This window comes from Algoriphagus alkaliphilus (genome assembly GCF_900103735.1).
Taxonomy (GTDB): Bacteria; Bacteroidota; Bacteroidia; order Cytophagales; family Cyclobacteriaceae; genus Algoriphagus; species Algoriphagus alkaliphilus.
In genome coordinates this window covers 158,655-176,833 of the sequence record NZ_FMXE01000008.1, presented here as the reverse complement: position 1 = coordinate 176,833, position 18,179 = coordinate 158,655, and the positions used below count along the sequence as shown (strand labels likewise).

At 44.1% G+C, this 18,179-nt stretch carries 18 protein-coding genes; 15 read left to right on the top strand and 3 right to left on the bottom strand.

Translation table 11 applies throughout. The features are described 5' to 3' along the window. The first annotated feature begins 300 nt into the window (after nucleotides 1-300). Complete coding sequence (locus BLQ81_RS07445; RefSeq protein ID WP_092729316.1) at nucleotides 301-1,605, top strand: pyridoxal phosphate-dependent aminotransferase; 1,305 nt, start codon at nucleotides 301-303, stop codon at nucleotides 1,603-1,605. A gap of 95 nt (nucleotides 1,606-1,700) precedes the next feature. Here BLQ81_RS07445 and BLQ81_RS07440 read toward each other — a convergent pair whose 3' ends face one another. Together BLQ81_RS07440 and BLQ81_RS07435 are read right to left on the bottom strand one after the other, a co-directional pair. Continuing rightward, entirely contained in the window at nucleotides 1,701-2,072 is a 372-nt protein-coding gene (locus BLQ81_RS07440; RefSeq protein WP_092729315.1) for a four helix bundle protein, read from the bottom strand. Nucleotides 2,073-2,170: 98 nt separating this feature from the next. Then, nucleotides 2,171-3,109, bottom strand: coding sequence for a zinc dependent phospholipase C family protein (locus BLQ81_RS07435; RefSeq protein WP_245693200.1), 939 nt, complete (start codon nucleotides 3,107-3,109; stop codon nucleotides 2,171-2,173). A 210-nt stretch (nucleotides 3,110-3,319) separates the two neighbouring features. On the opposite strand from BLQ81_RS07435, the gene rpsT reads away from it, so the two are divergent. The 14 genes from rpsT to BLQ81_RS07365 all read left to right on the top strand — a co-directional run bounded on the left by rpsT (nucleotide 3,320) and on the right by BLQ81_RS07365 (nucleotide 16,169). Beyond that, nucleotides 3,320-3,574, top strand: a complete 255-nt coding sequence (gene rpsT, locus BLQ81_RS07430) for a 30S ribosomal protein S20 (protein WP_092729314.1) — start codon at nucleotides 3,320-3,322, stop codon at nucleotides 3,572-3,574. Nucleotides 3,575-3,685: 111 nt separating this feature from the next. Continuing rightward, nucleotides 3,686-4,381 (top strand): RadC family protein, encoded by a 696-nt coding sequence (gene radC, locus BLQ81_RS07425; protein ID WP_092729313.1) that lies wholly within the window; start codon nucleotides 3,686-3,688, stop codon nucleotides 4,379-4,381. Next, a complete protein-coding gene (locus BLQ81_RS07420; RefSeq protein WP_092729312.1) occupies nucleotides 4,382-5,002 on the top strand; it encodes a DUF1684 domain-containing protein in 621 nt (206 codons plus the stop codon). It abuts the gene before it with no gap. Between the two features lie 105 nt (nucleotides 5,003-5,107). After that, nucleotides 5,108-7,522, top strand: coding sequence for a phenylalanine--tRNA ligase subunit beta (gene pheT, locus BLQ81_RS07415; RefSeq protein WP_092729311.1), 2,415 nt, complete (start codon nucleotides 5,108-5,110; stop codon nucleotides 7,520-7,522). Nucleotides 7,523-7,524: 2 nt separating this feature from the next. Continuing rightward, a complete protein-coding gene (locus BLQ81_RS07410) occupies nucleotides 7,525-7,809 on the top strand; it encodes a hypothetical protein (RefSeq protein ID WP_092729310.1) in 285 nt (94 codons plus the stop codon). A 1-nt stretch (nucleotide 7,810) separates the two neighbouring features. Further along, a complete protein-coding gene (locus BLQ81_RS07405; protein ID WP_092729309.1) occupies nucleotides 7,811-8,095 on the top strand; it encodes a cell division protein ZapA in 285 nt (94 codons plus the stop codon). 66 nt (nucleotides 8,096-8,161) lie between these two features. Beyond that, nucleotides 8,162-9,727, top strand: coding sequence for a ribonuclease Y (gene rny / locus BLQ81_RS07400; protein WP_092729308.1), 1,566 nt, complete (start codon nucleotides 8,162-8,164; stop codon nucleotides 9,725-9,727). A 61-nt stretch (nucleotides 9,728-9,788) separates the two neighbouring features. Next, nucleotides 9,789-10,562, top strand: coding sequence for a zinc-dependent peptidase (locus tag BLQ81_RS07395; RefSeq protein ID WP_245693199.1), 774 nt, complete (start codon nucleotides 9,789-9,791; stop codon nucleotides 10,560-10,562). Between the two features lie 121 nt (nucleotides 10,563-10,683). Further along, nucleotides 10,684-11,076 (top strand): VOC family protein, encoded by a 393-nt coding sequence (locus BLQ81_RS07390; RefSeq protein WP_092729307.1) that lies wholly within the window; start codon nucleotides 10,684-10,686, stop codon nucleotides 11,074-11,076. Between the two features lie 43 nt (nucleotides 11,077-11,119). Continuing rightward, complete coding sequence (gene yiaK, locus BLQ81_RS07385; protein WP_092729306.1) at nucleotides 11,120-12,130, top strand: 3-dehydro-L-gulonate 2-dehydrogenase; 1,011 nt, start codon at nucleotides 11,120-11,122, stop codon at nucleotides 12,128-12,130. Beyond that, nucleotides 12,130-13,161 carry a Gfo/Idh/MocA family protein gene (locus tag BLQ81_RS07380; RefSeq protein ID WP_092729305.1) on the top strand — a complete coding sequence of 344 codons (1,032 nt, stop codon included), beginning with the start codon at nucleotides 12,130-12,132 and terminating at the stop codon, nucleotides 13,159-13,161. The genes yiaK and BLQ81_RS07380 overlap by 1 nt, the downstream gene beginning before the upstream one ends. A gap of 214 nt (nucleotides 13,162-13,375) precedes the next feature. Next, nucleotides 13,376-14,362, top strand: coding sequence for a TRAP transporter substrate-binding protein (locus BLQ81_RS07375; RefSeq protein ID WP_092729304.1), 987 nt, complete (start codon nucleotides 13,376-13,378; stop codon nucleotides 14,360-14,362). A gap of 20 nt (nucleotides 14,363-14,382) precedes the next feature. Then, nucleotides 14,383-14,874, top strand: coding sequence for a TRAP transporter small permease (locus BLQ81_RS07370; RefSeq protein WP_092729303.1), 492 nt, complete (start codon nucleotides 14,383-14,385; stop codon nucleotides 14,872-14,874). Continuing rightward, the gene (locus tag BLQ81_RS07365) at nucleotides 14,874-16,169 is read left to right on the top strand and encodes a TRAP transporter large permease (protein WP_092729302.1); all 1,296 of its coding nucleotides are present in this window, start codon (nucleotides 14,874-14,876) and stop codon (nucleotides 16,167-16,169) included. Before BLQ81_RS07370 ends, BLQ81_RS07365 begins: the two co-directional genes overlap by 1 nt. A gap of 353 nt (nucleotides 16,170-16,522) precedes the next feature. Here the strand turns inward: BLQ81_RS07365 and BLQ81_RS07360 are convergent, their stop codons facing one another. Further along, on the bottom strand, nucleotides 16,523-18,160 hold the full coding sequence (locus BLQ81_RS07360) for an ABC-F family ATP-binding cassette domain-containing protein (RefSeq protein ID WP_092729356.1): 1,638 nt from the start codon (nucleotides 18,158-18,160) through the stop codon (nucleotides 16,523-16,525). Nucleotides 18,161-18,179: the final 19 nt, after the last annotated feature.

Sequence of the window (18,179 nt, the reverse complement as noted above, 5' to 3'; positions counted from 1 at the left end):
CCTTTCTAAGTATTTTCGGATATAGGTGTCCGGAAAGTAGGCCAAGTTTGGTAGTCCTTACCACTCAAAAAATGGTAAATAATCGAATATCTTGTAACAGAATAAGGGTAAATATTAGAAACCTTGTCACAGAATAAGGGCAAATTTCTCCATTTCTTGTAACAGAATAAGGGTAAATCGGTAAGCCCTCTCTTTTTTGACCATTCCAATTCTTTTGAATTTTGTTGGGTTGCCCGATTTTTCAACCCCCTTTTCCTTTTATTTGTATCGGATTTTTTTCCAAAACCAGCCTATTGACCTATGAGACAGCTACTCCTCAGACCCGGAGCAGAAGAATTGAATTACGAAATCCGGGGAATCGTAAAAAAAGCCCGCCAAATTGAAGTGCTTGGCTATGCCATGACCTGGGAAAACATCGGGGACCCCATCCAAAAGCATAATCACGTACCGGATTGGATGAAGGCGATCATTGCCGACCTACTTAAGGAAGACAAAACCTACGGTTACGCTGATTCTAAGGGAGTCCTTGAAACCCGTAAATTCCTTGCTGATCTAAACAATCAAAAAGGCGGAAATCAAATCACTGCTGAAGACATTCTTTTTTTCAACGGGCTCGGTGATGCAATTGCGAAGTTGTACCAATTTCTGATTCCAACGGCACGGATTATCGGCCCTTCGCCCGCCTATTCTACCCACAGTTCGGCCGAAGCAGCCCATGCGAACACCGCTCCGATCACATACAAACTCGACCCGGACAACCAATGGCTGCCGGATATGGAGGATCTGTTCATGAAGGTGAAATACAATCCGTCCATCGTGGGAATTCTGATTATCAATCCCGACAACCCTACAGGCATGGTGTATCCGAAAGAAGTTTTGGAAGGCTTTGTGAAAATTGCGGAGGAGTTTAACCTGTTGCTGATTGCTGACGAGATTTACCAAAACATCACCTATAAAGGAATTAAAGCTGTGGCTTTAGCGGAAGTGATCGGAGATCGACCTGCAATTTCACTGAAAGGAATTTCAAAAGAATTCCCTTGGCCGGGAGCTCGTTGCGGTTGGATGGAATTCTACAATCGGGACTCCTCGAAGGAGTTTGCCAAGCTTTGCCAAACGCTTGAGAATGCCAAAATGATTGAGGTCTGTTCTACGATTTTGCCGCAATTGGCCATTCCCAAAATAATGAGCCATCCCGATTATCATTCCTACAGGGAAAAGGCCAACGTTCAAATCGGAAAGCGGAGTGATTGGATGCGAGAGATTCTTGGAGATATTCCCGGAATCAAATTCAATCCAACGCAAGGTGCATTTTACAATACCATTGTTTTTGATGAGAAATTATTGAATCCAAATCAAAGTTTACCCATCGAAGACGAAAGGTTGAAAAGCTTGCTGGATTCCTGGCTTAATGATCCGGAGATGCCTTTGGACAAGCGATTTGTGTATTATTTGCTTGCAGCTGAGCGAATTTGCGTAGTGCCCATTTCTTCCTTTTGCTCGGATCTGAGAGGTTTTCGAGTGACGCTTTTGGAGGAAAACGAGGAAGTGTTTAAGGATACGTTTAGAAGGCTGGGGAAGGCGATGATCCAGTACCTTTCGTCGTAAAATGTAAGTGGTGAAAAGTAAGTTATTAGTGACAAAGGAAGTAGGCAGTGGCAGTTTGCAGTTAGCATAGAATAGGGTGATACATGAATTTTTTTCTAAGGTTTTTTGGAACCAAATTTCTCGGGATTGTCCATCATGAAGTTTAGCAACCTCCCGATTTCAATAACCTCTTGATCAAGTTCTTTGAATGTGACTTCCTCAATATACTTACAAGCCAAAGCGAAATTTAACCAAACCTGCGTTTCAGTATTTTCCATGTCAGAATCACTCAATTTAGAAATGAAATGTGCTGGATACCTTCTTTTTCGGTAGCCTTCACCAATATTTGTACAAATAGATCTGCTCGACCTTCTGATTTGGTCAGTTAAAGAAAATTTCTCTTCTCTTGGAAAGGTTTTGCTAATTTCAAAAATTCGCATGGCCAGTTTAAAAGCCTTTTTGTAATCAATTAAATCTCGATAATCCATAATTTACTTGGTTAGAAGTTACATATTGGCTTAACCACATGCCTACTGCTTACTGTCACTGCCTACTTTTAAATATTTCAGCTTCCATCCTTTACCACTTACAAATGCTCTCTGACCTTCAATTTCGGATCCGGAGTCAGTTTTTCTTCTTCAACTACAGCGCCTTCCAAGGTGCTCAAATCCGGCTGGCCGGCATTGACCCAAGCGGTATACCAAAAGTCAGCGATCATCTTGATGGAGCGCTTCATCTGCCGCTCAATCTGATGGTCTAAGGCTTGAGCATAGGCTTCTGTGAAATCTCTGGAATAAACCCGAACTGTAAGTCCATTCCGCTCCTCGTAGCTGTATTTCTGGTCTTCCGGAAAGTTTTTGGTGAGTTCCCGCTCGATTCGCAATACACTGTCCACTTGACTGTGTGCCTTTTCAACAGCATCCCAAAGTGCGAGTTGCGGTTTTTCTACATATTCTGCTTTTCCGACCCAAAGGGAATAGTTTTTTGCCAACAGTTCCGGCACCCGACTTTCCCAAAAACCATGAATCCCTTCCTGACCGGTCAATTGACCGTTATAATTTTTAGTGGTGTGGAGCGGGACATTGAGGTCGCCAATATAATGTCCCAAGTCCGCTGAAAGTCTCAGGATTGCTTGGGGATTCTTTTGTTCAAAGGCTTTTGTCAGACTGATCAGCGTGAGGTAAGCGGACCAAGGTCCGATGCCGTTGGCCCGAAGTGAGTCCTCAGAAAATTTTTTAAGGGCTTCAGGCCAGTATTTCGGCAAAATAAAAAGCGCACTGTCTCCGTAATGATCCAAATCAATGTAATGCTTTTCAGCCTCGCCTTTTACGACATATCTTCTACGGTCAGGATTGACTGCCTTTTCAGTAACAAACTGAATGTGAGGCTTGTAATAACCGATCATTTCGGGTGGGAGAGAGTAAACAGCCTGTTGATTGATCAGCGAATGTGCATAGAACCCCCAGTCCTCAAAACTTGGAAACCAAAAAAGAAAGCTAAAAGCCCACATCATAAAAATCTTCATTTTTGAAAATAGTCAAAAGATTTCTCTTATTCGAAGTCAAAAGACCTATATTTACGTTCTTCTTTAGGCTTGGAGCCAAATTTGTTATTTTAGAATAAGAGGACGCTAAAAGGAATGTTTCAAATTACTTTGGCAGAATTAATTATTTACAATAACTTTGCACTCCAATTCGGAATTGGGGAACGTAAAGATTTTATTTAAAAACAAGATATGGCAAATCACAAATCAGCTCTGAAAAGAATTCGTGCCAACGAAGCGAAGCGTTTGAGAAACAGATATCAGGCTAAGACCACTAGAACTTTCATCAAAAGATTGAAAGCTGCAACTGATAAAGTAGAAGCTACAGAGCTTTACAAGAAGGTTTCATCTATGTTGGACAAACTGGCAAAGAAGAATGTGATTCACAAAAACAACGCTAGTAACAAGAAATCAAGATTGGCTAAGTTCGTAAGCGCTTTGGCTTAATCTCTTAAAGACTATCCTACCTAAACCCTGTCAAAAGCAGGGTTTTTTTTATGCCTTTTTCTGATTAGTTTTAGTTACACTTTTTGTACAACCTTTTTTAAATAACTGCTTATGAGTCAGGCTACTTCGATTAAAATATCCGAGCTGGCAGAAGAAGACCGTCCTAGGGAAAAGCTATTGCTCAAGGGGAAATCATCGCTTTCAGACGCAGAATTAATCGCAATCCTGATTGGTTCGGGTACTCCTATGATCAGTGCCGTGGATCTTTCCCGAATGATTCTCCGTGAGGTCAGTTACGACCTTGCCTCCTTGGCAAAAATGTCTGTCAAAGATCTCATGAAGTTTAAAGGAATCGGTGAAGCAAAGGCGATTTCCATCGTGGCGGCAATGGAACTTGGGCGAAGACGTAAAGAACAAGAACCCCAGACACGGATTAAAATCACCAGTTCACGGGACATCTACGAGTTGATGAAGCCTGAACTTTATGATGAAATCGTGGAGCACTTTTACCTGATTTTACTGTCGAGATCAAATTATGTGATAAAAAAGCAACTCGTGAGTCAAGGAGGGACATCAGGAACCGTTGTGGATCCTAAAATTGTTTTTAAAATTGCACTTGAGCAGGTCTCTCAGTCCATTATTTTAGTTCATAATCATCCCAGCGGCAATCTATCTCCTTCCGAACAGGACAAGCGATTGACCGAAAGATTGGTCAAAATTGGGCGAGAATTGGATTTACCTGTTTTGGACCATGTAATTTTTGGAGATCGTGGCTATTTTAGCTTCGCCGATGAGGGCATACTATAAATGAAAAAATCAAATTACATTTTACTCATTGCCGTTGGTTTGGTGGTGATCACGGCTGTCGCCTACATGTTTACAGCGGCTGAAAGCCCCGAATCCTATGTGGAGAAAATCGAAAAAGAACGGGAGCGTCAGTTTAAGTTTATCCGGTTTAACATCGAATCACCATTGACTGAGGAGCAAAAGCGAGGGTTTACCAAGTTGACCTTTTATGACATTAATCCTGCTTACAAAGTCAAAGCCCGATTATTACCGATCGAAAACAAAAAAGTACGGGAAGTCCCTTTGACAGACGGATCCAAGCAGCGCTATATCGAGCATTCCTTTGCCGAATTTGAATTGGGAGGAAGGACCAACAAATTGCTGCTACTCCAGGCGATGGACGAAACGGACAAGCGGAATTTCTTTTTGGCTTTTGCTGATGCCACCAGTGCGGGGGAAACCTACGGCGGCGGGCGCTACCTGAATGTAAGGCAGGATGGTAAAAACAGCATCACCCTGGACTTTAATCTAGCATTCAATCCTTATTGCGCCTACAATCCCGACTATGCCTGTCCGATTCCTCCCAAAGAAAATCTTTTGGAGATTGCCTTGGAAGCAGGGGAGAAAAATTACAAAGAATAAGAAAGCCCGAAGCAATTCTTATAAATTTGCCAATCAGTTTTATGAAAGGTGCAAAAGCACCTTTTTTGTTGAAGATTAGGATCAGATTCCTGCAAGAAGAAATTTATGAAGATCTCGATTAATCGCTTAAAAAAATATATTTCTCTACCAGAAAGCCCAGAAGAAATCGCCGTATTACTTACCCGCTCGGGTTTAGAAGTGGAGGCGGTTGAGGAATTTGTGTCTGTCCGCGGAGGCTTGGAAGGAGTGGTGATCGGGGAGGTTTTGACTTGCGAAAAACACCCGGATGCGGACAAACTCAGTCTCACTACTGTGGATATTGGTACGGGTACCCCTTCCCATATTGTCTGCGGGGCTCCAAATGTGGTGTCTGGGCAAAAGGTAGTTGTAGCTACTGTAGGAGCAAAATTGTATCCAAGCGAAGGAGAGCCTTTTGAAATCAAGAAAGCCAAAATCCGTGGCCAAGTTTCCGAAGGAATGATCTGTGCCGAGGACGAGATCGGCTTGGGTAAATCCCATGCCGGCATTATGGTTTTGGACACAGACCTGCCAAACGGAACCCCGGCTTCGGAGTATTTTGAAGTTTCTCAGGATCATGTTTTGGAGATCGGCTTAACACCAAACCGTGCAGATGCGGCATCTCATTTAGGAGTTGCCAGAGATTTGAAGGCTTTGCTAGGCCGCTCGGTCTACCTTCCTGAAGAGAATTCTTTGATTTCAGAAATATCCGGGACGATAGTCACTGTGGAAGTTAAGAATTCAGTGGATTGCCCACGCTATGCAGGAGTGGTGATGTCGGACCTGAAGGTTGGGCCATCGCCTCAATGGCTTCAGAATTTCCTGCGTTCTTTGGATTTGGAGCCGATCAACAATATTGTAGACATCACCAATTTCATTCTTCATGACTTAGGTCAGCCGCTTCATGCATTTGATGCGGATAAGATTTCCAGTGGAAAAATCATCGTAGGAAAGCTTCCAAAAGGAACACCTTTTGTCACGTTGGATGGGAAGGAGCGGAAACTCTCAGGGGAAGAACTGATGATCTGCGATCCTACCGGCGGTATGTGTATTGCGGGGATTTTCGGAGGGAATCATTCTGGAGTTAGTGATCAGACGACATCCATTTTCTTGGAATCCGCCTATTTCTCTCCGGATGTAGTCCGTAAGGGCTCGCAGTTTCATGGATTGAAAACGGATGCTTCCTTCCGATTTGAGCGGGGAACGGATCCGAATATGCCGGTTTATGCACTTAAGCGTGCAGTGGCTTTGCTGGAGGAATTTGCCGGAGGCAAAGTTGCTTCTGAAATCATCGATCTTTATCCAGATCCTGTTCAGGATTCTGTGATCGGGGTGAACTACGGCCATGTAAATAGACTGATTGGGAAGAAAATCGCTCCTTCTGAAGTGAAGTCCATTTTGGAAAGTCTCGATATCAATGTTGAAAATGAAACCAAGGACGGATTCACGGCAATCGTAAAGCCATATCGTGTCGATGTGACCCGAGAAGCTGATATTATAGAGGAAATATTAAGGATTTATGGCTTCCATCAAGTGGAGCTTTCCGAAAACCTCAAAACCGATTATTTGGCGGAACATCCAGTTAAAGATCTGAACAAGCTTCAGTACCGAATGACTGAGATGCTGGCCGGGCAGGGGTATTTTGAAATGATCACCAACAGCCTGACCAAACCGGTTTATGCCGAGAAATCAGGTTTTGTGGATTCGGCCGTAAATGTGGAAATATTCAACAAGCTCAGCGAGGATCTTGGCGTCATGCGTCAGACCCTGCTGTTCAATGGCCTGGAGGTATTGGCACATAATATCAATCGCAGACAGACTGATTTGAAGTGTTTCGAGTTTGGAACGGTCTATCAGAAAACAGCGGAAGGCTACAAAGAAGGAAGAAGGCTGGCAATTTTCCATTCGGGAAACCGTTCTTCTGAAAGTTGGATAGAACCTGAGAAGCCTTTTGGTTTTTCGGATCTCTATGCAACCGTAGAGCGAATTCTGGAGCGACTGAATATCGAGGTGGGACAAGTTTCAATGAACGAGTCAGCACCGTTTAGCTATGGTCTGACTTTGAAATTGGGAGAAAAGGTACTGGGAACAGTGGGCTTGGTCGATGAGAAAATTCTAAAGCTTGCTGAAGTTCGTCAGGACGTTTGGTTTGTGGAACTAGATTGGGATCTGTTGACCAAAAAAGCATCAGGTTTGAAGAAATTTCAGGAAATCTCCAAGTTTCCCGAAGTCCGTCGAGATCTTTCTTTGGTCATTGACAAGGCTGTGACATATGATCAGGTGAAATCAGTAGCTGAGAAAGCGGGAGGGAAATTGGTCAGAAAGATCGGGGTTTTTGATGTGTATCAGGGGGATAAAATTGATTCGGGGAAAAAGGCCTATGCTTTGAGTTTCCACCTGCAGGATCAGGAAAATACCCTAACCGATAAGGTAATTGAGAAAACAATGAGTAAATTGATTCAGGCCTTCCAAGAACAGGTAGGAGCAATAATCAGAAGCTAAAAATGATTCACGAGGAACTGCAAAAATTGGAAAAACTGGCCGTACAGGTCAGTAAAAAACTGGAGTCGGTAGCTGCTGAAAATGAGCTGTTAAAGGCTCGTTTGTCTCAGTTGGAGCATGGGATTCAGGAAAAAGAGCAGGAAATCCATCATTTTAAAAATAAGATTAAAATTAGTAACATTGTGGACAACCGACCGGTGAATCCAGAGGATGCCACCGAAATGAGTGACTTAATCAATAATTATATACAAGAAATCGATCATTTGATCACATACCTTTCCGAATGATATGGAGACGCTGGCCATCAGAGTGAAAATCGGAGAAAGGGAATATCCTATGCGTGTTAAGCCTGAAGATGAGGCTAAAATAAGACATGCCGGGAAGTTGATTAATGAGAAATTGAGGAAATATAAAGCCGAATTTGGTTTGGATGACTTTCAGGATTTGCTTGCCATGGTAGCTTTTGACTGCATGGTGGAGTCTCTCGAAACCAATGAGGTAAATGCTGAAGACAGCGAACATGTTCGTAAAAGTCTTTCCCATATTTCAGCTTTGTTGACCAAGGCTGTTTGATTATTGGTATCCACTTGTTTCTGGGATTTTCGGAGCCGGAGAGGTAGTATAACTATATAAATACCTATGGCAGACGTACTATTTATCATCCTCGCAGCCCTGGTAGGGCTTGGTGGGGGTGCCGCATTGGCGGGATTTTTCATTAAAAATAAAAATGCGAAGTTGGAAGAAGAGACCCAAGTAAGGGTCAAGTCCATGCTTCGGGAGGCTGAACTTACGGCAGAGACGATCAAGAAAGACAGAATTCTGGAGGCTAAAGAAAAGTATCTGAAATTGAAGTCGGAGTTTGACGAGGAGATGAATAACAAGAAAAGTATCATCATCACCAACGAAAACAAAGTCAAGCAACTCCAGAGTCAAGTGTCCAAAGAGCAGGAAGCGCTGAAAAGAAAAGAAGTCGAACTTGACAGCAAGAAGGAAAACCTGAGTGCCCAACTTCACTCGGTCCAAGTCAAAAAAGAAGAGCTTGACCGAATCACTAATCAGAGGATTGCCGATTTGGAGAAAATCGCCGGGCTGACCCGGGAAGAAGCCAAAGATCAGATCATTACAATGTTGACCGAAGAGGCACAATCCAAGGCATCCTCACAGATCAAAGACATCTTGGATGAGGCGAAATTGACCGCTACCAAACAGGCGAAAAAGATCGTTTTGGATACCATTCAGCGTACCGCCACAGAGCACGCAGTGGAAAACTGCGTATCTGTATTCAACATCGAAAGTGACGACATCAAAGGCAAAATCATCGGTCGTGAAGGTCGGAATATCCGGGCGCTTGAAGCCGCTACAGGTGTGGAAATCGTCGTGGATGATACACCGGAAGCGATTATCATTTCCGGATTTGATCCGGTCAGGAGAGAAATCGCGAGACTCTCACTTCATAGATTGGTCCAGGATGGCAGGATACACCCGGCAAGAATTGAGGAAGTAGTCGCTAAAACCGAGAAAAATATCGAGGAAGAAATTGTCGAAATCGGTGAGCGTACCTGTATCGATTTGGGAATTCACGGGCTTCATCCCGAATTGATCCGGATGGTGGGACGGATGAGATTTCGATCTTCCTATGGACAGAATCTACTTCAGCACTCCAGAGAAGTGGCCAAACTGGCCGCAACCATGGCTGCTGAAATGGGTCTCAACGCCAAGCTTGCCAAGCGTGCAGGATTACTTCACGATATCGGAAAAGTCTGGCCGGAAGAACAGGAATTGCCGCACGCAGTACTTGGAATGGAGTTGGCAAAACGCTACAAAGAACATCCCGAAATCTGCAACGCCATCGGTGCTCACCATGATGAGATCGAAATGACCTCTATGATATCCCCGATCGTTCAGGCCTGTGATGCGATATCAGGCTCAAGGCCGGGCGCACGTCGCGAAATCATGGATAGCTATATCAAGCGCCTCAAAGAGCTTGAAGAGCTTGCGCTTGCGTTTGACGGAGTGAACAAATGCTTTGCGATGCAGGCAGGTCGAGAGCTTCGGATCCTCGTTGATGCGGACAATGTGGACGATCAAACCGCCGGTAAGCTTTCCTTTGATATTTCTCAGAAAATTGAAAAAGAAATGCAGTACCCTGGTCAAATCAAAGTGACTGTAATCCGTGAAATGAGAGCCGTCAACTACGCGAGATAAGGAACCATTTGCATAGCAAATCCATGGCAATTACCTTTAGGTAATTGCCATTTTTGTTTTCATGATGATTCGAAGTTATTACTTGTTGAAGCGCGCGAGATGGTGGATGGAGCAGGCTCGGTTTTTTCTTTTTAAAAGGAAATTAAGTCAAGAAGACCTGACTTATCTGGAGAAGTATTTTTCATTTTTTAATCGATTGAATCCACAGCACAAAAAGGAGTTTCTGGAAAAACTCGAGATGGTCCTTTCTACAAAAAAATTTATTCCGCGAGGAGGACTTTTAGAAGTGACAGTAGAAATGGAGCTTTTAATCAGCGCGACTATCGCTATGGTTACTTTTGGCTGGAAGCGACTTCGCCTGGCGCATTTTCATACCATTTTGGTGTATCCCAATGCCTACTACAGCACATCTAACAAAACCTATCACCGGGGGGAAGTCAACCCCAAATTCGGACTGATAGTGATCTCTTGGCATTGTTTTGTGGAAGGACTTTTGGATGAAAATGATGGAGTGAATCTTGGTATTCACGAAATAGCCCATGCGCTCAAACTTGCAAACCAAATTGACACAGATGGAGAAAAGGAATTTGAGACTCAGGCATGGAAAACCTACAAAAGCCTCGTTCCCGAGGAAATAGCGAAGGTAAAATCCGGGGAAAACGCCTTGTTCAGGGAAAATGCAGCACTTAATGAACACGAGTTTTTTGCTGTGGCACTCGAGAATTTCTTCGAAAGACCCTGGGAGTTTTTCCGCGCTAGGCAGGAGTTGTACCTGGCTCTGGTGCAATTGATGAAATTGGACCCCCGGGTTTGGGCCAAAACTGAAATGAATTAATCCGAACTGAAAAACAAATTATAAACAGATGAAATGCCCATGATCCCGTAGGTACGGGATCACACAGGGGAATGATTATCCAGGGCATTCCATCTGACCGATAAAAAACAATTATAAACACATGAAATTCGAACACTTCGCACTAAATGTCCCAAATGCCCAAGAAATGTCCATTTGGTACGAGGCTTATCTTGGATTGAAAGTGGTGAAAAAGATGACTGAAGCGCCATACATGACTTTTCTCGCAGATGACAGTGGTACGATACTGCTGGAAATCTACAGTAATCCCAAAGGTGAAACACTTGATTTCACCCGCTTTCATCCCTTGGCAGTTCATTTGGCTTTTGTATCAGAGGATCCTGCCAAAGATAAAGCCCGATTGATCAATGCAGGGGCAAGTGAAATGAGCGATGATATTTTGCCAGATAGTTCTCACCTGGTGATGCTCAGGGATCCTTGGGGAATTTGTATTCAGTTTTGCAAAAGATCAATACCGATGTTGAAAGACCATTGATCAAATTTCGATTTGTGACCATTTTTTCTTTCTTTAACCGAATATGAATGATGTACTGATATCGTTTGACGAGTTGGTTTCAAGGCTCAAGCAGATTTTACTGAAGTTTGGTTTTGAGGAAAACCGTGCGAATCGCTGCGCTACTCTTTTTGCAAAAGCAGATCTGGATGGAGTCCGGTCTCACGGGGTCAACCGATTTCCGCTTTTCTTGGAATTTATAGAAAAGGGCTATGTCAAACCATCCCATTCACCCACACTCCTGAGTAAAACCGGGATGTTTGAACGCTGGGATGGTAATTTGGGGCCGGGAAATCTAAATGCACATTTTGCCATGGATCGGGCGATCAGCCTCTCCAATGAATTTGGGGTCGGCTGTGTCACACTTGCCCAAACCAATCACTGGATGCGAGGAGGGAATTTTGGCTGGCAGGCGGTGGATGCGGGGTGTATCGGGATTTGTTTTACCAATACCAAACCCAATATGCCTTCTTGGGGCGGAAGTGAGCCTGTTTTGGGAAATAATCCTTTGGTAATCGGCATTCCAAGAAAGATCTCACCGGTCGTTTTGGACATGGCCATGTCTCAGTTTGCTTATGGTAAAATGAGCCTTTTTGCAAAAAAGGATCAGGATTTGCCCTATGACGGCGGTTTTGACCAAGCTGGAAATCTAACAAAAGACCCTAAAGTGATTTTAGAAAATCACCTTGCCTTGCCCATGGGTCTGTGGAAAGGGGCAGGCCTTTCTTTGATGCTGGATTTGCTGGTGTCTATACTTTCAGGGGGAAACTCCACACATGAAGTTGATCACAATGGCGATGAATATGGGCTTTCACAGGTTTTTCTCTGCTTTGACCCGGTCAAGTTGGACTTGATGGATTGGATGGAGCAAAAGACTGATAGTATCCTTGATAATCTTAAAAATTCTGCCGTTTTTGAAGACCAAGCAATTCGATTTCCGGGGGAAAAAGTCGTGGAAACCCGAGCGAAAAATCTGAAAAATGGAATACCTGTGGCAGAATCCACTTTGTCAAAAATCCTTAAACATCTAGAATAATGAACATTGGAATCATCGGAACAGGGTCAATCGTCGGAAAGCATGCGCAGGCTATTGCTGAGATTGATGGTGCAGAATTGGTCGCATTGTACAACCCCAAACCTGAAAGTGCCGCAAAAGCCAAAGCTCAATTTGGTCTTCCAGTTTTCACTGATTTGAATGAATTTTTAAATGTACCCGATTTGGAAATTGTCTGTGTTTGTACCCCAAGCGGGATGCATTTGGAAACGGGATTAGCTGCCGCAAAAGCCGGTAAGCACCTGATGATTGAAAAGCCGATCGAAATCAATCTTCAGCGAACCGATGAATTGATCTCGGCTTGTTCGGAGAGCGGAGTAAAACTGGCAGTAATTTTCCAGAATCGATTTACTGAAGATTATAAAAAGCTAAAGAAAGCCGTATCTGAAGGTGTTTTTGGTAGACTCCTTATGGGCAATGCCTATGTGAACTGGTTCAGAGATTCTGCTTACTATTCCACAAGCAATTGGAAAGGAACCCTGCAAGCCGACGGTGGAGGAGCATTGATCAATCAGGGCATACACACCATCGACTTGCTTTTGGATCTAATGGGCGAAGTGAAAAGTGTTTTTGGGCAGGTGCAGACGACCTTGTACCCAATTGAGGGGGAAGATTTGGGTGCTGCAATTGTGAATTTCAAAAACGGAGCCTTGGGGAATATTACTTCAGCAACAGCACTTTACCCCGGATATCCTGAGCGGATTGAGATTTTCGGTACGGAAGGAAGTGCGATCCTGGAAGCAGGAAAATTGACAGCTTGGAATGTAAAGGGAAATACTGAATCCATAAAACCAACTGAAAATGCTGCCGGATCGGGAGCTTCAGATCCCACAGCCATCGGTCATCAGTTGCATTTAGAGCAGTGGAGGCTTTTTGTAAAAGCAATTAAGGAAGATTTAACTCCAGTTGTAGATGGTAAAACTGCCCGAAAATCCGTGGAGCTGATCCGCGCGATCTATTTTTCATCAAAGGAGGGAAAGCTCATTGAATTCCCTTTTTCAGATAAGACCTAATGGCTAGGTTTTTTTCCTTTTAGAATTCCTGATACCCGAAAGCTGAATCTCGGAGAGTAAAGCGAGCATAAGAAACGTACAAGAGTCCGAATTGTATTGTGTTTGTGTGTTCATTTCATCAAAAAAATTGGTTTTAAATCGATTCCGTAATTTCTGAGGAATCTATGCGAGGAAAATCTAATATTGGTAGTCCCTTTTCTAATACAGTAAGCCCATGAATAAGACCATCACTCTTTTTGTTTTCATTCTGCTTGCCGGGTTCTTGCCCATTTCCTGTTCCGGGCCGCTGGATGTCAAAATCATCAAGCTGGGCCATGCGCAAGTTGTGAACCATCCCGTCCACGAGGCCATGCTTTTTATGGCCGAACAGGTCAAGAAAAAATCCAACGGTAAGATCATCATGAAAGTCTATCCCAATCAGCAATTGGGATCTGAACGGGAACTGCTGGAGCTTTTGCAGATCGGGAGTTTGGGGATGACAAAGGTTTCGGCTGCTGCTTTGGAAGGTTTTGCGCCCACGATGCAGGTTTTTGGAATGCCTTATTTATTCCGGGATGATGCGCATCAGCGCAAAGTCTTGGAAGGGGAGATCGGAAAACAGCTTTTGCTGGATGGAGAGGAGTTTTGGCTCCGTGGCCTGACCTATTACGATGCAGGAAAGCGGAGTTTTTATACCAAAAACAAACCGGTGGAAACACCGGCAGATCTCGCCGGTCTCAAAGTCCGGGTAATGGAGAGCCCAACTGCTGCAAGTATGGTCAAGAGCTTTGGAGGTTCACCGACTCCAGTTTCCTATGGGGAACTGTACACGGCTTTGCAACAAGGGATCGTGGATGCAGCGGAAAACAATCCTCCAAGTTTGTACACCTCCAAGCATTTCGAAGTCTGTAAATTTTACAGTTTGAATGAGCATACGGCTATTCCTGATGTAGTAATCATCAGTACCAAAGTTTGGGAAAGGCTTACCCCGGAGGAGCAAAAGTGGGTTCAGGAAGCGGCTGACGAATCTGCAACCTATGAATATAAACTTTGGGCCGAATCCACTGCCGAATCCATGCGAGAGCTTGAAGCCGCAGGTGTCACCATTACTTATCCGGACAAAGAACCCTTCCGTAAGGCAGTGGAAAGTGTATATGAACAACTCAAGGTTCAGCAACCGGAGATCTATGCTTTAGTCAGTGCAATCCGAGAAGTCAATTAACCCAAAACCCTGAAGCGAAAATGTTTTCCGACTACGCAAAATCCAAACTGGATCAGTTGATCGCCACTATGCTGGTCATCCTGATGGCCCTGATGGTACTGAATGTGACTTGGCAAGTGACTTCCCGCTACGTTTTTAAAGATCCGAGCTCATTTACGGATGAACTTTCCCGATACATGTTGATTTGGGTGGGGATGCTCGGTGCGGCCTATGTAGCCGGGAAAAACGAACACCTCGCCATCGATATTATTCTAAATAGCCTCAGGGAAAAGCTTCAGAAGAAAGTCCTGATTTTGGTAAGTGTTTTGGTCCTGGCTTTCGCTTTGACAGTCATGGTCATTGGAGGCTCTAATTTGGTCTACATTACGTTTATTTTGGCCCAAAAATCCGCCGCGCTTCAGATTCCTTTGGCCTATGTGTATGGCATCATTCCATTCAGCGGGATTTTGGTTTGTTATTATCAAGCGTTTACCATTGTTCAATTGACTCAATCTTTAAAATCAGCCGAATAATGGAAGTGATAAGCATATTAGTACTCGTTTTATCTTTTATATTTTTTCTTGGGATAGGTGTTCCGGTAGCTTGGAGTCTTGGACTTTCCAGCATGTTGACCTTGATGGTCACCGTGGCTACCATGCCTGCAATTACTACTGTAGCTCAGCGGATGGGGACGGGATTGGACAGCTTCTCCTTGCTTGCAATCCCATTTTTCATCCTAGCAGGAGAGTTGATGAACCGCGGAGGTATAGCCAATCGATTGATAGAATTTGCAAAAGCACTCACTGGAAGACTTCCGGGTGGCTTGCTTCATGTCAATATCGTTGCGGCGATGCTGATGGGGGCCATTGCGGGATCTGCGGTGGCGGCAGCATCCTCTATGGGTGGGATTTTGGGTAAAAGAATGGAAAAAGAAGGCTATCCCAAAGAGTTGGGCGCAGCCGTAAACATTACTTCTTCCACGACGGGTTTGATCATTCCTCCCTCCAATGTACTGATCGTTTATTCTTTGGCATCAGGTGGGGTTTCTGTAGCTGCTTTGTTTGTTGCCGGCTATTTGCCTGGCTTACTGGTCGGGTTGTTTTTGATGATTACGACGGCAATAATGGTCAAAATCAAAAAACTTCCTTCTGGAGAATCTTCTTCTATCACGTTGGTTTTATCCACATTTTGGAGAGCAGTCCCAAGTTTATTTTTGCTGATCGTGGTAATTGGCGGGATAATCGGAGGCATATTTACCGCCACAGAGGCCTCTGCAATAGCCGTAGTTTATAGCTTAGTCCTTACGTTGATTTATCGGGAAATCGGTTTCAAGGATCTTCCCTCTGTTTTGCTCAAATCAGCCGAAACCACCGCTGTCGTGATGCTTTTGATCGCTACTTCTATGGCCATGTCTTGGGTGATGTCCAGTGAGGAAATTCCTCAGCGCATCAGCAATGCCATGCTCTCGCTCAGTGATAATATCATTGTGATCCTGATACTGATAAATATCCTGCTTTTGTTTGTGGGTGTATTCATGGATATGACCCCGGCAGTATTGATCTTCACACCGATATTTCTGCCTGTAGTGACCAATCTTGGTGTTGATCCGGTTCATTTTGGGATTATGATGGTACTTAACCTTTGTATTGGCTTGTGTACGCCGCCGGTAGGGTCGATTCTTTTTATTGGTGTGGGTATTGCGCAGACGACGATTCAGAAAGTCATTAAACCCTTGCTTCCGTTCTTTTTGGCAATGATTCTTGCTTTGATTCTGATTATGCTGTTTCCTGAAATTACGCTTTGGTTACCGAGACAATTTGGGTTGTAAAAAAAGACGTTAGACAGAAGTATAAAGAAGTTAGAAAGCCAACCTTCGAGGCTTACAAGTTTCTTGGAGGATTTTGTTATAGACAGCAAATGAAAAAATCCAAAGTAAAGTGCTTTGGATTTTTTTCTGCCCACTGAGATTGAAAACTGAATACATTACAAGACTTCGACTCCGCTAAGTCTGACAAATTGAGCTCTGCCTACTGGGACTGCAAACTGATCACTGAGTTGGCTTCGACTCCCCGCCGCGGCGGACAAGCTGCTCAGCCTGACAGTCTGCCTACCGGGACTGCTTACTGATCACTGATCACCGATTCTGCCTACTGCGGCTGCAAACTGAATACTGACATCTGCCTACTGCTTTCGCTCCACTTCCCTCAAATTCTCCAGTTTCTTATTTCTCAGGAAGCCGTTGATGTCTTCGAAATGTTCCTTGACCCGCTTATTCCCAAATTCAAAAACTTTGGTCACCAAACCATCCAAGAAATCACGATCGTGAGAAACGATCACCAAGGTGCCATCAAATGCCTTCAAGGCATCTTTGATAATGTCCTTGGTCTTCATGTCCAGGTGGTTGGTCGGTTCATCTAGAATCAGCAAATTAACAGGCTCCAGCAGTAATTTGATCATTGCCAATCGGGTTTTTTCCCCACCGGAGAGAACTTTTACTTTTTTATTGATTTCGTCTCCTTTGAACATGAAGGCGCCCAAAAGGTCCTTTACTTTTGTTCGGATTTCGCCGACCGCAATCTGATCGATTGTTTCAAATATGGTTAAGCTTTCATCCAGGAGTGAGGCCTGATTTTGGGCGAAATACCCGATCATGGCATTGTGTCCCAGTTCGCATTTACCCTGAAATTCAATCTGACCCATGATTGCTTTCATCATAGTCGACTTACCCTCTCCGTTTTTTCCGACAAAAGCCACTTTCTGCCCACGTTCAATGGTCATGGACGAATTTTTGAAAACCACATGGTCTCCATAGCTTTTGCTCATGTCATCCACGATTACCGGGTAATTTCCCGATCTCGGGGATGGAGGAAATCGGAGTTTCAAAGCAGAACTGTCTACCTCGTCCACTTCGATGAGCTCCATTTTTTCCAGCATTTTCACTCGAGACTGAACCTGTAATGTCTTGGAATAAGTACCCTTGAATCGGTCGATAAATTCCTGAATATCTGCAATGGTTCGCTGCTGATCCTCGTAGTGTTTCTGTTGCTGCTCGCGACGTTCTTTTCGAAGCTCCAGATAATGACTGTACTTGGCTTTGTAGTCGTATATCCTGCCCATTGTGACCTCAATGGTGCGGGTCGTGATGTTGTCTACAAAGGCCCTGTCGTGAGATATTACCACTACTGCTTTGGCCTTAGTCATCAAAAATTCCTCCAACCACTGAATGGATTCGATGTCCAAATGGTTGGTTGGTTCATCCAGCAGGATCAGATCAGGTTTTTGCAAAAGAATTTTAGCCAATTCAATTCGCATCCTCCATCCTCCTGAAAACTCCGAAGTGGAACGCGTGAAATCTGTCCGCTCGAATCCCAATCCAAGCAAAACTTTCTCCACTTCTGCTTCATAATTCACCTCTTCTATGGCGTAAAACTTCTCGCTGAGTTCGGAGACACGTTCGATCAACTTGTAATAGTTGTCCGATTCATAGTCTGTTCTGACGGTAAGTTCTTCGTTGATTTTCTCGATTTCAGCCTTCATATCGAGGTAACTCGCAAAAGCCTTGGCAGTCTCTTCCATCACCGTGCAGTCATCGGCAGTCAACAAATGCTGTGGAAGATAGGCGACGACAAATCCTTTAGGAGCAGAAACCGACCCCGAAGTGGGTTTGCTTTGACCTGCGATGATCTTAAGAAGGGTGGATTTACCTGCGCCGTTTTTGCCCATCAAGGCTATTTTGTCAGTATCATTGATGGCGAAGGAGATATTGCTAAAAAGCGGAGTGCCGCCGTGCATGACGGTCACATTGTCAACTGAAATCATGAATCTTGAAAATTGATTT

What these genes read in the sequence shown, in the direction of transcription:
- BLQ81_RS07445 (WP_092729316.1), top strand. Translation starts at nt 301, where the DNA reads ATGAGACAGCTACTCCTCAGACCCGGAGCAGAAGAATTGAATTACGAA.
- BLQ81_RS07440 (WP_092729315.1), bottom strand. Translation starts at nt 2,072, where the DNA reads ATGGATTATCGAGATTTAATTGATTACAAAAAGGCTTTTAAACTGGCC.
- BLQ81_RS07435 (WP_245693200.1), bottom strand. Translation starts at nt 3,109, where the DNA reads ATGAAGATTTTTATGATGTGGGCTTTTAGCTTTCTTTTTTGGTTTCCA.
- rpsT (WP_092729314.1), top strand. Translation starts at nt 3,320, where the DNA reads ATGGCAAATCACAAATCAGCTCTGAAAAGAATTCGTGCCAACGAAGCG.
- radC (WP_092729313.1), top strand. Translation starts at nt 3,686, where the DNA reads ATGAGTCAGGCTACTTCGATTAAAATATCCGAGCTGGCAGAAGAAGAC.
- BLQ81_RS07420 (WP_092729312.1), top strand. Translation starts at nt 4,382, where the DNA reads ATGAAAAAATCAAATTACATTTTACTCATTGCCGTTGGTTTGGTGGTG.
- pheT (WP_092729311.1), top strand. Translation starts at nt 5,108, where the DNA reads ATGAAGATCTCGATTAATCGCTTAAAAAAATATATTTCTCTACCAGAA.
- BLQ81_RS07410 (WP_092729310.1), top strand. Translation starts at nt 7,525, where the DNA reads ATGATTCACGAGGAACTGCAAAAATTGGAAAAACTGGCCGTACAGGTC.
- BLQ81_RS07405 (WP_092729309.1), top strand. Translation starts at nt 7,811, where the DNA reads ATGGAGACGCTGGCCATCAGAGTGAAAATCGGAGAAAGGGAATATCCT.
- rny (WP_092729308.1), top strand. Translation starts at nt 8,162, where the DNA reads ATGGCAGACGTACTATTTATCATCCTCGCAGCCCTGGTAGGGCTTGGT.
- BLQ81_RS07395 (WP_245693199.1), top strand. Translation starts at nt 9,789, where the DNA reads ATGATGATTCGAAGTTATTACTTGTTGAAGCGCGCGAGATGGTGGATG.
- BLQ81_RS07390 (WP_092729307.1), top strand. Translation starts at nt 10,684, where the DNA reads ATGAAATTCGAACACTTCGCACTAAATGTCCCAAATGCCCAAGAAATG.
- yiaK (WP_092729306.1), top strand. Translation starts at nt 11,120, where the DNA reads ATGAATGATGTACTGATATCGTTTGACGAGTTGGTTTCAAGGCTCAAG.
- BLQ81_RS07380 (WP_092729305.1), top strand. Translation starts at nt 12,130, where the DNA reads ATGAACATTGGAATCATCGGAACAGGGTCAATCGTCGGAAAGCATGCG.
- BLQ81_RS07375 (WP_092729304.1), top strand. Translation starts at nt 13,376, where the DNA reads ATGAATAAGACCATCACTCTTTTTGTTTTCATTCTGCTTGCCGGGTTC.
- BLQ81_RS07370 (WP_092729303.1), top strand. Translation starts at nt 14,383, where the DNA reads ATGTTTTCCGACTACGCAAAATCCAAACTGGATCAGTTGATCGCCACT.
- BLQ81_RS07365 (WP_092729302.1), top strand. Translation starts at nt 14,874, where the DNA reads ATGGAAGTGATAAGCATATTAGTACTCGTTTTATCTTTTATATTTTTT.
- BLQ81_RS07360 (WP_092729356.1), bottom strand. Translation starts at nt 18,160, where the DNA reads ATGATTTCAGTTGACAATGTGACCGTCATGCACGGCGGCACTCCGCTT.